Origin of the sequence: Polynucleobacter sp. MWH-Svant-W18, from assembly GCF_018687495.1 — a bacterium.
GTDB lineage: Bacteria > Pseudomonadota > Gammaproteobacteria > Burkholderiales > Burkholderiaceae > Polynucleobacter.
In genome coordinates, this window is the sequence record NZ_CP061293.1 from 706,626 (window position 1) to 719,783 (window position 13,158).

Here is a 13,158-nt window from a genome sequence, read left to right on the forward strand (position 1 = left end):
TCATGGGCGTATCGCAATGCGCATAGCCCTAGGCCTTCAGTATGACGGTAGCCCCTATGCTGGGTGGCAAGTACAACTGAATCAACTCACCGTTCAGGGCGAACTCGAAAAAGCCATTACTGCATTCATTGGAGAAGAGGCTTGTAGGGCTCAGCCAGTCCACACCATCACCGCTGGCAGAACGGATACAGGTGTTCATGCGCTCGGTCAAGTAGTGCACTTTGATGTGAATGTAGAGCGCGAAGTATTTTCTTGGGTAAGGGGGGTGAATTCTTTTTTACCGTCATCGATTGTGATCAATTGGGCTAAAGAAGTTCCAGAAGAATTCAGTGCGCGTTTTTCTGCACACGAGCGAACCTATGTTTATGCATTGCATGCAGGACCTTGCCGTTCACCAATGATGAGTGCGCGCGCCGGCTATGTGATGCTCGCCCCAAATAAATGGTTTGATATTGCAGGCATGAAAAAATCAGCAGAGTGTTTAATCGGCGAGCATGACTTTAGTTCGTTTCGATCTTCAGAATGCCAAAGCAAAACTCCGATTAAAACCATGTACTCAATCGAAATTATTTCTGATGAGCCATGGTTGTATTTTCGGATTCGGGGAAACGCATTCCTGCACCACATGGTGCGTAATTTAGTGGGATGCTTTCTGCAAATTGGACAGGGTAGACAACGACCTGAGTGGATGGCTGAGGTTTTGGCTGCTAAGGATCGAAAAGTGGCTGCCCCCACCTTTATGCCTGATGGCCTCTACTTAACCAAGATTGCTTATCCGGCTGAGTTTGAGATACCCGCACCTTGGTTAAAAAACTCATGGTTGCCTGCCGAGATAACGAAGCCCTAAGGCCTTATCATTCATTTATGGGCTTATTGACATACTCACCGGGACGAACCAGGGTCAAAATCTGTGGTTTACGGACTGCGGCTGATATTGACGCAGTAGTTGCCGCAGGAGCAGATGCGGTTGGTTTTGTCTTTTATCCCCCCAGCGTGCGTGCTGTAAGCCCCAATATTGCTGCTCAGCTCATTTCCAGACTCCCAGCAGGCATTGATGCCGTCGGTTTAGTAGTGAATGCCACAGACGAGCAATTTGCCGCTATTAAGGCATCCGCCCCAATCACTTTATGGCAGTTTCATGGGGATGAGACCCCAGAGCGCTGCATTGAGCTTGCAGACGGCCAGCCCTGGATGAAGGCCGGCCGTATCGGGGAAGGCTTCGCGTTTGACGAATTTTCCCTACAATATGGGGATGCAAACGCTTTGCTGCTAGATGCCCTCGTTGAGGGATACGGTGGTGGAGGCGTTCCTTTTGATTGGCAAGGAATTCCACAGACATGGGTAAGCGAAAACGCGCCTCGGGTCGTTTTGAGTGGTGGATTGAACACGCACAACGTGGGCGAGGCGATTGCTCGCCTGCATCCTTGCGCAGTTGACGTCTCTAGTGGCGTAGAAAGCAGCAGGGGTGTTAAAGATCCTGCGCTCATCGCTCAATTTGTAAAAGCAGTGCGCGCAGCAGATGAGAAATCATCATCCCAATAATTTGCTGTAAATAAATCAAAAGAGGTAGCTATGTACGACAAGCCAGATGCACGTGGACACTTTGGTCCTTACGGTGGCGTGTTTGTTTCTGAGACATTGATGTATGCCCTCGATGAACTCAAAGAAGCTTATGCAAAGTATCAACATGACCCGGAATTTATTGAAGAGTTTCATTACGAACTGAAACACTTTGTCGGTAGACCATCGCCGGTATACCACGCTAAGCGTTGGAGTGAGATGCTAGGCGGTGCACAGATCTATCTCAAGCGTGAAGACCTTAATCACACAGGTGCTCACAAGATTAATAACGTCATTGGTCAAGCAATGATGGCTAAGCGCATGGGTAAACCCCGCATCATTGCCGAGACCGGGGCAGGTCAGCATGGCGTTGCTACGGCTACCATCTGTGCTCGCTTTGGGCTCGATTGCACTGTGTATCAAGGCTCAGTGGACGTCGCCCGTCAAGCGCAAAACGTCTATCGCATGAAGTTACTTGGCGCCAAGGTGGTTCCTGTGGAGTCAGGCACTAAGACATTAAAAGATGCACTCAATGAAGCCATGCGGGATTGGGTTACCAATGTTGAAAATACTTTCTACATTATTGGCACAGTTGCAGGTCCCCATCCTTATCCAATGATGGTCAGGGATTTCCAAAGCGTGATTGGTGAAGAGTGCAAAGTGCAGATGCCGGAGATGACTGGTCGTCAACCGGATTACGTACTCGCCTGTGTTGGTGGTGGGTCAAATGCCATGGGTATCTTCTATCCCTATATTGATTTCCCAGAAGTGAAATTGGTGGGTGTAGAAGCAGCAGGCCATGGTTTAGGTAGTGGTTTGCATTCAGCTGCCCTGTGTGTTGGTAAGCCTGGTGTCTTACATGGCAACCGTACTTACTTGTTACAAGATGAGAATGGTCAGATTTCTGAAACCCATTCAGTCTCTGCCGGTATGGACTATCCTGGTGTTGGTCCTGAACATGCATGGTTAAAAGATTCTGGTCGTGCTGACTATGTGGCGATCACCGATGAAGAGGCGCTTAAGGCATTTCATGACTGCTGTCAGATTGAGGGCATTATTCCTGCGCTAGAGTCTGCTCATGCAATTGCATATGCATGCAAGCTTGCTAAGACATTGCCAAAGGATAAAACCATTCTGGTAAACCTTTCTGGTCGTGGCGATAAAGATATGCATACCGTCGCACAAGCAACTGGCTCTGAAGGTTAAGAAAGATATGTCCAGAATTACTGCACTCTTTAAAGAGTTAAAAGCGAGCGGCAAAAAAGGATTGATTCCTTTTATCACTGCAGGTGACCCTGACCCAAAGCAGACTGTTGAGTTAATGCATGCACTAGTGCGTGGTGGCTCTAGTGTGATTGAGTTGGGAGTTCCGTTTTCAGATCCGATGGCTGATGGACCTGTGATTCAGAGATCATCTGAGCGTGCCCTGACACATGGCGTGACACTGCATAGTTGCTTAGAGATGGTAAAAGCATTTCGTAAGAACGATGCTCATACGCCAGTGGTCTTAATGGGTTATGCAAACCCCGTTGAACAAATGGGAGCAGAGCGTTTTGCTACAGAAGCAAAAGCTGCAGGTGTTGATGGTGTTCTGGTGGTCGACTACCCACCAGAGGAATGTGTTGATTTTGCAGCCCGCATGCGAGTAGCAGGTATTGACCCCATCTTCTTGCTAGCACCCACTTCCTCTCATGAACGGATCAAAGAAGCTGCCAAGATCGCATCAGGCTATATCTATTACGTTTCTATGCGTGGGGTTACGGGCGCTTCCCATCTCAATACTCAAGATGTGGCCAGCATCATCCCTAAGATTCGCGAAGAGACCGATATTCCGATTGCTGTCGGCTTTGGTATTAGCGATGCAGCCAGTGCCAAGGCGGTATCCCAGAGTGCTGATGCTGTGGTGATTGGCAGCCGCATTATTCGTCTTTTAGAGGATGCACCCCCCGATCAAGCAGTACAATCACTTGAAGCCTTTATTCGAGAGATTCGCGACGCATTGGATAGTGAAAAGTAATGAGCTGGATAGACAAGATACTCCCACCCCAAATTCAACATACTGATCCTGCGAATCGCAAGTCAGTACCAGAAGGATTGTGGGTTAAGTGCCCAAGCTGTGAAACCGTTCTTTACAGCACTGATATTGAAGCTAATCTTTCAGTCTGTCCAAAATGTAGCCACCACATGCGCATCGGCGCACGCCAACGCCTAGAAAATTTACTAGACCCCAAGGGTCGGTATGAGATTGGCGCAGATATTTATCCAGTCGATCCACTGAAATTTAAAGATTCTAAAAAATATCCTGATCGCATTAAAGAGGCTAATGATGCTTCTGGTGAATCGGAAGCCCTCATCGTCATGGGTGGAAAAATTGAAAACATTCCAGTAGTGACTGCTTGTTTCGAATTCCAATACATGGGCGGTTCAATGGGCTCAGTAGTGGGCGAGCGCTTTGCTCGTGGCGTTCAAGAGGCGATTGCAAAGAAGTGTGCCTTCATTTGTGTAACAGCTACTGGTGGCGCCCGTATGCAAGAAAGCTTGTTGTCACTCTTTCAGATGGCCAAGACCAACTCGATGTTGACCTTGCTTGCCAAAAAAGGTTTGCCTTATATCAGCGTGTTGACTGACCCAACGATGGGCGGAATTTCTGCTAGTTTCGCCTTTATGGGTGATGTCGTGATGGCTGAGCCTAAGGCCCTGATTGGTTTTGCTGGTCCACGTGTGATTGAGCAAACTGTGCGAGAAAAATTGCCCGAGGGATTTCAGCGCTCTGAGTTCTTGATGCAAAAAGGTGGCATCGATATGATTGTTGACCGTCGTCAAATGCGCGGTGAGATTGCCCGCTTGTTAGCACTCTTGCAAAAACTTCCTGAGCCTGCGATAGCGGGTAGCGCAGTCGTTTAAGCGCTTGAGTACCGCGCACCAAACCCCCATTCTTTTTTCTAGCCTAGAGGCTTGGCTTAGCCACCTCGAAACTGCTCACCCAGTCGGCATCGATATGGGCCTAGACCGAATTAATCGAGTCAAGGCGGCATTGGATCTCCATTTTGATTGCCCAGTCATTACAGTTGCCGGCACGAATGGCAAGGGTTCTACATGCGCATTTCTCGAGAGCATTCTGCTGGCTTCTGGTTATCGTGTGGGCTGCCATACTTCACCACATCTTCTGAAATTTAATGAGCGCGCACGTATCAATGGGCAAGATGTCAACGATGCACTTTTACTAGAACACTTTGCCGCTGTTGAAAAAGCACGCGTGAGCCTGGTAGACGCTCCCACCTTAACTTATTTTGAGTTCACCACCTTAGCCATCATGCATTTGTTTGCTAAATCCAATGTAGATGCCGTGATATTAGAGGTTGGGATGGGCGGTCGCTTGGATGCGGTAAATATCGTTGATGCAGACTGCGCTATTGTGACCAGCATTGATATTGATCATGCGGAATTTTTGGGGACGAATCGCGAGCAAATTGGTCTTGAGAAGGCGGGTATTTTCCGCCCCGGCCATATTGCTATCTGCGGTGATCCTGTTCCCCCGCAATCATTAATCGATCATGCAGAAAAACTGGCTTGTGATCTTTGGTTGCAAGAACGTGATTACAACTTTCAGGGGGACAAGCAACAGTGGGGTTGGGCTGGACGGAATAAACGTTTTAGCGGCTTGGGCTACCCAGCGCTGCGTGGCGCCAATCAGATTCTGAATGCCTCCGCAGTCATTGCTGCACTGATGGCATTGCACCAGCGTTTACCGGTTAGCGCCCAAGATATTCGCAATGGTTTTGCCATGGTAGAGCTGCCTGGACGCTTTCAAGTCTTGCCCGGTCAACCTACCGTCATTTTGGATGTTGCCCACAACCCACATGCCGCTGCCACCTTGGGCCAGGGGCTTGATAAGATGGGTTACCACCCCTATACCTATGCTGTTTTCGGGGCCATGGCAGATAAAGATATTGAAGGGGTTCTCAAGCCCTTACTCGGAATCGTGGATTTTTGGTTTTGCACCGATTTACCGACCCCTAGGGCGGCAAGCGCCAAGGTCCTGGCGCAAAGGCTCGAGGCTTTGGGTGTGAAGCCTCAAAACGGCTCTGATGGCGGTATAGAGTGCTTCCCAGATCCTGCTGCAGCGTATCAAAAAGCGCTCTCAAAAGCGGGTGAGGGTGATAGAATTGTGATCTTCGGATCCTTCTATACCGTTGCAGGCGTAATGTCTTACCGAAACAACCAGGCCCACTGATCCATGATTCGTTTACCGAGCTTCTTTAAGCGAAAAACACAGGCTGACGACCTTGATTTAGGTTCGGCGGGAAAGCGTTCCGCTAAACGTCCAGCTCCACGAAGTTTTCAACGTGCTGCTGAAGCTGAAGAATTAGCCCTTACTGAAGATCCAGAACAACAAAAAGCGCGCCATCGATTGATTGGTGCTGCAGTTCTGGTGCTAATTGCTGTTGTTGGTTTGCCACGCATTTTGGATAACAAACCGAAGTCGGCGCCGAATGACATCGCAGTCAATATTGTTACGAGTTTGCCAATTCCGGGAGCTGATGCAAAGCTCGAAGACAAACCCAAAGCTGAGATAAAACCCGAGACTAAGCCAGAACCAAAACCAGAGCCTAAGGCTGAAGCAAAAGCTGCACCTGCACCAAGCAAAGGTGCTGTATTGGGTTTAGCTGCGGGTGAAGAGGTTGTTGCCGCACCAGCCAAACCGAAGGCTGAAGAAGCTAAACCAAGCGCCAGCAATGCGGCAAGTGGGTCTAGTAAGTATGTCATTCAGATTGGCGCGTTTGCTTCTGAAGATCGAGCGAAAGGCTGGATCACTAAGCTGAAGGACCAAAAGATTCCAAATTATGTAATGAATAAAAATGGCGTAGATGGTGTCAAACTCTACGTTTTAAGAGCCGGTCCCTTTACGGATAAGGAAGCTGCCGAAGCAGCTGAAAAGAAAATCAGGGCAATGGGTCTTTCACCAAGACTTGTTGAGACAGGCAAGCAGTAATGGAATACTTATCCACCCTTAAGCTAACATCGGTGGATTATTTCACCCTGGTAGTTCTGCTGGTCTCCGCCTTGGTAGGCATCTCCCGAGGATTGTTCAAAGAAGTACTCGCATTAGCCTCATGGTTTGCGGCCGCATGGGTGGCGTATCACTACACCAATTATCTTTCTACAGAATGGCTCTCAACATTCCATTTGGATGAGCTGTTGAGTCTCGGTTTGAGTTTTCTGATTCTCTTTATCCTGACACTGGTTGTCTGTGGATTATTTGGTGGTGTAGTGCAAAAAATTATTCTGTCGGCAGGTTTGAGTTTGACCGATCGGTTTTTGGGTTTGGTCTTTGGCCTTGCCCGCGGTGGCTTGATTGTGGTCATTCTGGCTACGCTAGCTGCTTTAACGCCTATACCGCAGAGTGCGGCATGGAAAGATGCAATTACAAGACCAGCAATGGATATGGCAACCGGTTTAATTAAAGGTTGGCTACCAGCTGACTGGGCAAAGCAGTTGGGTGATGCAATGCCCAAAGTAACTCCCACCATTACTCCTAAATTAACAATAGGAATCTAAGATATGTGCGGCGTCGTCGGAACTGTTTCCCACTCCCCAGTGAATCAACTGCTCTATGACGCTTTGTTGCTCTTGCAACACCGTGGTCAAGATGCTGCTGGTATCGCAACAATGAACGGTAATTCGTTCACCATGCATAAAGCCAATGGTTTGGTGCGTGACGTTTTCAGAACGCGCAATATGCGTAGCTTAGTAGGTAACGCGGGCATCGGACAAGTTCGCTATCCAACTGCTGGTTCAGCTAGCAGCGAAGAAGAGGCGCAACCTTTTTATGTGAGCGCTCCGTACGGCATTATTTTGGCGCATAACGGTAACCTCACCAATGCACCCAGTTTACGTGTCGAGATGGCTTATCGTGATCGTCGTCATATTAATACTAGCTCTGATACTGAAGTGCTGCTAAATGTATTGGCGGATGAGCTACAAAAAGAAACAAATAGTGCAGCGCTCGATGAAGGCGCCATGTTTAATGCTGTAACTGGTGTAACAAGTCGTGTGAAGGGCTCTTACGCGGTTGTTTCATTAATTGCTGGCTATGGTTTGCTGGCATTTCGTGATCAATATGGCATTCGCCCACTGTGTATTGGGCGCATTGATACTCCGCAAGGACCTGAGTGGATGATTGCTTCTGAGTCAGTTGCCCTTGAAGGTCTTGGTTTTACTTTCGTGCGCGATGTGAACCCTGGCGAAGCAATTTACATTGATTTAGATGGTAACTTTTACTCACGTCAGTGCGTACCGAATGCCATTCTGACTCCTTGCATATTCGAATACGTATACATGGCGCGTCCAGACTCTACGATTGATGGTGTCACTGTTTATAACGTTCGTATGCGTATGGGTGACTATCTTGCAGAAAAGATTCGTAAAGAAACCAATGTTGATGAGATTGATGTAGTAATGCCAATTCCAGATTCAAGTCGCCCTGCAGCAATGCAGGTTGCTAAGAACTTAGGAGTTTCTTACCGAGAAGGCTTCTTTAAAAACCGCTATATTGGTCGCACCTTCATCATGCCTGGTCAGGCCGTACGCAAAAAGTCTGTACGTCAAAAACTCAATGCTATGCGGATTGAGTTTAAGGATAAGACGGTACTCATTGTGGATGACTCAATTGTTCGTGGTACCACTTCATTTGAGATCGTACAAATGGCGCGTGAATCTGGTGCCAAGAAAGTGATCTTCGCCTCTGCTGCGCCTCCAGTGCGCTTTCCCAATGTGTATGGCATCGATATGCCAACCCGAAGTGAGTTAGTGGCTTATGGTCGTACCGATGAAGAAATCAATAAGATGATTGGTGCCGATCAATTGATCTATCAAAGCGTTGAGGATATGAAGCAAGCAGTGAGGGATATTAATCCGAATATCAAGCAATTCGAAGCTTCTTGCTTTGATGGAAATTACATCACTGGCGATATTACGGAATCCTATCTTGATGCCTTAGAGGCGGCTCGCAATACCTCAGCCGCAAAGGCTGATCGTCAGCGGGACTCCAGTGACTTTGCTCGTTCCCAGCTCCACTTGCATTTAGCAACCGAAGACTAAAAAGCCACAGGGAATTGCCTCAAGCGAGGCAATTCTGCAATTCGGTGTCAAAATAGCAAGATGAAGAGCAAAACTACCCGCAAAAAACCGGATTTTTCGAAACTGGCATTAGAGACCTTAGCTGTCCGTGCTGGCACACGTCGCACTGCCGAATACCAAGAGCATTCAGAGGCGATGTTTCTCACTTCGAGCTTTTGCTTTGATAGTGCTGAATTGGCTGCTGATGGTTTTGCAAATGCAGATAAAGGCTTTATCTATTCTCGCTTTACAAATCCCACAGTGAGCATGTTTCAAGATCGCTTGGCAGCGCTTGAGGGTGGTGAGGCATGTATTGCTACTGCTTCGGGTATGTCTGCCATTCTGACGATGGCAATGGCTCATCTCCAAGCTGGCGATCATGTGGTGTGCTCACGCTCTGTATTTGGTGCAACGATTCAACTGTTTACAAATATCTTGGGACGATTTGACATCACAACGACGTATGTCGATTTGGCTGATACCAAGTCATGGCAAGCTGCTGTCCAGCCCAATACCAAATTGTTTTACTTAGAGACGCCATCTAATCCTCTAACAGAGATTGCGGATATCAAAGCCATCTCTAAGATCGCCAAGAAAGCTGGTGCGTTGTTTGCAGTAGATAACTGCTTTTGTACACCAGCTTTGCAAAAGCCCTTGGCTCTGGGCGCTGATGTAGTGATTCATTCAGCAACGAAGTACTTGGACGGCCAGGGCAGAATGGTTGGCGGTGCGATTGTGGGTAGCAATGAGTTTGTGATGGGCAAGGTATTTCCATATGTCCGCACAGCAGGTCCAACACTATCTGCATTTAATGCTTGGGTCTTTCTAAAAGGCTTAGAGACTCTTGAGCTTCGTATGAAGCAACAGAGTCAGAATGCACTTGCCTTGGCGCAATGGCTTGAGAAGCAATCAGGAGTTGAGCGTGTTTACCATCCTGGCCTCGCCTCGCATCCTCAGCATGCTTTGGCCAAGCGTCAGCAAAAAGCTGGTGGAGCAATTGTTTCCTTTATTCTGAAGGGTGGCAAAACTGCGGCCTATAAGCTCATTAATCAGACTAAGCTCTGCTCCATCACTGCCAATCTAGGTGATACACGGACAACGATTACGCATCCTGCAAGTACTACGCATTGTCGTGTGACTCCTGAGGCACGTAAGGCAGCAGGCATTACGGATGGCTTGGTACGTATTGCAGTTGGACTTGAAAATATCAATGACCTGAAGGACGACCTCGTTGGCGGACTTAAAAAATAATCAAGTTCATCAAGACAAGGCTATGAGTTTTGCCGATGCAACCCAGTTCTGGAATGAACGCTTTGATAAAGACGAGTTTATCTTCGGAAAAGAACCGAATGAGTATCTAGTTGAGACTGCAGCACGATATCTCAAGAAAAATGACAGAGTACTCTGTATTGCTGATGGCGAAGGCCGAAATGGCGTTTGGCTAGCCAAGCAAGGTATGCAAGTTGTTGGATTTGATGCTTCTGACATTGCATTAGTTAAGGCCAAGCAGTTTGCCAAAGATAATCAAGTCGAAGTTGAGTATTTATTCTCAGACACAGACAGCTTTGACTGGCAAGCGAATGCCTATGATGCAGTTGCCGCCATCTTTATCCAGTTTGCTGATCCTGCGATGCGAGAGCGCATTTTTCAAAATGTTTATCAGACACTAAAGCCTGGTGGTATCTTCATTCTTCAGGGCTATACACCGAAACAGCTAGATTACAAAACGGGTGGCCCTTCGGCAATTGAACATCTTTATACCGAGGAGTCCATTCGAGGGCTTGTAAAGAATTTTGAAGTACTCGAATTGGTTTCTTACGAGAAAGTACTCAATGAAGGCGCTAGACACTCAGGGATGTCTGCGCTATTAGGCCTGGTAGCTAGGAAGTAAAGCGCCTGGGATCATTAATGAGGCGCAAAGGCATGATGTGAATCTTGCTAGCATCCATTTCCACATAACTTTTCTTGCCGATCTCTAAGCCCAAGCGCATTACTTCAGCAGCAGAAGCTTCCCATGTGATCGCATGGCCACCTTCCAACGTGCGCAATTGAATAACCGCAATTTGTCCTAAGGTGCTAATGTGCTCAACTTGCGCCTCGATGGATGTTGAGCTCAGCGTTGATTGAAGACTGATCCCTTCGGCTGGAATCACCCATGCCACAGGGGTATTTGGCGGTATCTTACCCTTATCAATTACATTGAAAATGTGTGAACATCCATTCCAGCTTAGCTGTCCCGCTGTGAAGATGCCTGCAAACATATTATTGATACCAACCAGTTCCGCTACCCTTGAATTTCTGGGTTTTTGAAAGAGAGTTTGGGGTGCTGCCGTTTGGAGGCCAATACCCTGATCAATAACAGTGATGCGATCAGCCAATAAATCTGCTTCGCGAAGATCGTGAGTGACTAAGAGTATTGGGATATTGAAATCTTTACGCAATTGAGCAAGCGTTCTATAGAGCCCTTGACGTGTTGGTGCATCTACAGCTGAAAATGGCTCATCTAATAGCAGGATCTTTGGAGATCTCGCAAGTGCCCTGGCTAATGCAACACGCTGTTGTTGACCGCCAGACAGTTGATCGGGCATGCGCTCAGCCAACTCTCCAATGCCCATTCGGTCTAACCATTCTTGGGCTTGCGCTTTGCGTTGCGCGGAATCTGCTATCAAGTTATGAAGCGGAATGCATACATTCTCTAACGCGGAAAGATGTGGAAAGAGGGCGTATTGCTGGAATAAAAATCCACACGAGCGTTCGGCAGGGCTGAGTGCGGTGCTAATGCCGTTGATTTCATTTGCCTCAAACCAAAGCTCGCCATCGCATTCAATTTTTCCACTCTCGGCGTGATTGAGGCCCGCAATCGTTCGCAATGCCGTCGTTTTGCCGCTACCAGACGGGCCTACTAGGGCATGAAGTTCTCCAGGAGCGCACTCTAGGATGAGCTGCAAAGGATTCGGGGCGGTTTGTGAAAGCTTTACTTTGAGCATTAGCTTTTCCACCCCTGAGTTCTTGATGGACGGCGACCAAAGATGCCATACGATATGGCAATCGCCACAAGCGATGTGCCAAGCAAGATTAAAGAGAGCATTCCGGCACCAGTAGTATCAAAACTCTGTACTTTGTCATAGATCGCGATAGAGACGGTTTTAGTCTCCCCAGGGATTGCTCCGCCGACCATGAGAATTACGCCAAACTCGCCAAGGGTGTGTGCAAAGGTCAGAACTGCTGCACTGGTAATGCCGCGCCAAGCGAGTGGCAATTCAATCAAGCGAAAAATTTGCCAGCTTGAAAGACCGCTGACTTGGGCTGCTTCAATAATCTCGGGATGAATAGATTCAAATGCTCGCTGGATCGGTTGTATAGCAAAGGGAAGATTCACAATCAAGGAGGCAATCAAAATGCCTGTAAATGAAAAAACCAATGGAATTCCAAAGATACTTTTGCCACTCAGGCCAAGTAAAAGGTAATAACCTAAAACGGTAGGGGGTAGAACTAGGGGGAGAGCTAAAGCGGCCTCAACCCAAGACCTACCTTTACCCATACTCTGAAGTGAACGGGCGGCCCATACTCCAAAGGGGAGAATAAGGACCAAGGTCCATAGCGCTAGCTTGAGGGATAAATACAGGGAGTCAATATCAATCACACTTCAATTGTATTGCCATAATTATTTAACAAGGCATTTATAAATCAGGCTTAGTGCGACAAAAAAAGTAAAGATAGAAAAAATTTGCTGAACTCTTGGCCCGCTAATATTTTTTTCCAATACCTTGCCGATCAATAGACCAAACAGGGATCCAATAGCAAAGGGTACGGCAATGGAAAAATCTAAAGTGCCAGATGCAAGTGATATGGCTGCTCCACCCGCCGAAACAATTGCTAGCACTCCTAAAGAAGTCGCCACAATTGCCTTCATCGGAAGGTCAGTGAATTTTTTTAAAGATGGCACGATGATGAAGCCACCACCAACACCAAGTAGGCCCGATAAAAATCCTGCACATGCTCCTGCCATCATCAGCGATCTGGCGCAAGGGACAGACCAAATTAATTTACCAATCGATTGATCGAGCTGACAGGGCGGCGGTTTAATAATCTCTGGAGGATTTCCAGAAATCACTTGTGTTGCTTGTATAAACATCCTGGCAGCTACATAGATGAGTACCCCACTAAAAATCAATAGCATCGGAGTATTTGGAGCGCGATGTGCAACCCATAAGCCCAATGGAGATAATATGAGTCCGAATATCGCCATGAACATCGCAGCTTTGTAGCGAAGTACCTTAGCGTTTAAGCCAATGATTGCACCCACGCCAGCAGACAGGGCAATGGCAGTTAGGGCAATCGGCCCCGCTTGCGAGATTGGCATATGAAAGGCAAAAACCAGCAACGGAACGGAGAGAATTCCACCACCTGCGCCGGTGAGCCCCATTAATATGCCAACAAATACTCCGAGTGCAGGAGCGATTAAATAACTTTCCATTA

At 47.6% G+C, this 13,158-nt stretch carries 14 protein-coding genes; 11 read left to right on the forward strand and 3 right to left on the reverse strand.

The annotated features are described in order from the left end of the window. The first annotated feature begins 16 nt into the window (after positions 1-16). The 11 genes from truA to C2757_RS03760 are packed head-to-tail and all read left to right on the forward strand — an operon-like array spanning position 17 to position 10,570. Positions 17-847: a tRNA pseudouridine(38-40) synthase TruA gene (gene truA / locus C2757_RS03710; protein WP_215376307.1), complete on the forward strand. Its 831-nt coding sequence runs from the start codon at positions 17-19 to the stop codon at positions 845-847. A 17-nt stretch (positions 848-864) separates the two neighbouring features. Next, a complete protein-coding gene (locus tag C2757_RS03715) occupies positions 865-1,542 on the forward strand; it encodes a phosphoribosylanthranilate isomerase (protein ID WP_215376310.1) in 678 nt (225 codons plus the stop codon). 30 nt (positions 1,543-1,572) lie between these two features. After that, positions 1,573-2,766 carry a tryptophan synthase subunit beta gene (gene trpB, locus C2757_RS03720; RefSeq protein WP_215376313.1) on the forward strand — a complete coding sequence of 398 codons (1,194 nt, stop codon included), beginning with the start codon at positions 1,573-1,575 and terminating at the stop codon, positions 2,764-2,766. A 7-nt stretch (positions 2,767-2,773) separates the two neighbouring features. Next, the gene (trpA, locus tag C2757_RS03725; RefSeq protein ID WP_215376315.1) at positions 2,774-3,577 is read left to right on the forward strand and encodes a tryptophan synthase subunit alpha; all 804 of its coding nucleotides are present in this window, start codon (positions 2,774-2,776) and stop codon (positions 3,575-3,577) included. Then, a complete protein-coding gene (gene accD / locus C2757_RS03730) occupies positions 3,577-4,464 on the forward strand; it encodes an acetyl-CoA carboxylase, carboxyltransferase subunit beta (protein ID WP_215376318.1) in 888 nt (295 codons plus the stop codon). Before trpA ends, accD begins: the two co-directional genes overlap by 1 nt. Positions 4,465-4,468: 4 nt before the next feature. Beyond that, positions 4,469-5,794, forward strand: a complete 1,326-nt coding sequence (gene folC / locus C2757_RS03735; protein WP_215376321.1) for a bifunctional tetrahydrofolate synthase/dihydrofolate synthase — start codon at positions 4,469-4,471, stop codon at positions 5,792-5,794. A 3-nt stretch (positions 5,795-5,797) separates the two neighbouring features. Next, positions 5,798-6,553: an SPOR domain-containing protein gene (locus C2757_RS03740; protein WP_215376323.1), complete on the forward strand. Its 756-nt coding sequence runs from the start codon at positions 5,798-5,800 to the stop codon at positions 6,551-6,553. After that, positions 6,553-7,119, forward strand: a complete 567-nt coding sequence (locus C2757_RS03745; protein ID WP_215376326.1) for a CvpA family protein — start codon at positions 6,553-6,555, stop codon at positions 7,117-7,119. The genes C2757_RS03740 and C2757_RS03745 overlap by 1 nt, the downstream gene beginning before the upstream one ends. Before the next feature lie 3 nt (positions 7,120-7,122). Beyond that, positions 7,123-8,661, forward strand: a complete 1,539-nt coding sequence (gene purF, locus C2757_RS03750; RefSeq protein ID WP_215376329.1) for an amidophosphoribosyltransferase — start codon at positions 7,123-7,125, stop codon at positions 8,659-8,661. A 60-nt stretch (positions 8,662-8,721) separates the two neighbouring features. Beyond that, entirely contained in the window at positions 8,722-9,930 is a 1,209-nt protein-coding gene (locus tag C2757_RS03755) for an O-succinylhomoserine sulfhydrylase (RefSeq protein ID WP_215376331.1), read from the forward strand. Next, on the forward strand, positions 9,911-10,570 hold the full coding sequence (locus C2757_RS03760; protein WP_251366790.1) for a bifunctional 2-polyprenyl-6-hydroxyphenol methylase/3-demethylubiquinol 3-O-methyltransferase UbiG: 660 nt from the start codon (positions 9,911-9,913) through the stop codon (positions 10,568-10,570). The genes C2757_RS03755 and C2757_RS03760 overlap by 20 nt, the downstream gene beginning before the upstream one ends. Here C2757_RS03760 and C2757_RS03765 read toward each other — a convergent pair. Genes C2757_RS03765 through C2757_RS03775 form a run of 3 tightly spaced genes read right to left on the reverse strand, consistent with a single transcriptional unit; the run spans position 10,560 to position 13,156 of the window. Continuing rightward, a complete protein-coding gene (locus tag C2757_RS03765) occupies positions 10,560-11,666 on the reverse strand; it encodes an ABC transporter ATP-binding protein (RefSeq protein ID WP_215376334.1) in 1,107 nt (368 codons plus the stop codon). The two genes, C2757_RS03760 and C2757_RS03765, sit on opposite strands and share 11 nt — an antisense overlap. Then, a complete protein-coding gene (gene modB, locus C2757_RS03770) occupies positions 11,666-12,322 on the reverse strand; it encodes a molybdate ABC transporter permease subunit (protein ID WP_371817031.1) in 657 nt (218 codons plus the stop codon). The genes C2757_RS03765 and modB overlap by 1 nt, the downstream gene beginning before the upstream one ends. Positions 12,323-12,343: 21 nt before the next feature. Beyond that, positions 12,344-13,156 (reverse strand): sulfite exporter TauE/SafE family protein, encoded by an 813-nt coding sequence (locus C2757_RS03775; protein ID WP_215376337.1) that lies wholly within the window; start codon positions 13,154-13,156, stop codon positions 12,344-12,346. Between the last annotated feature and the right edge of the window lie 2 nt (positions 13,157-13,158).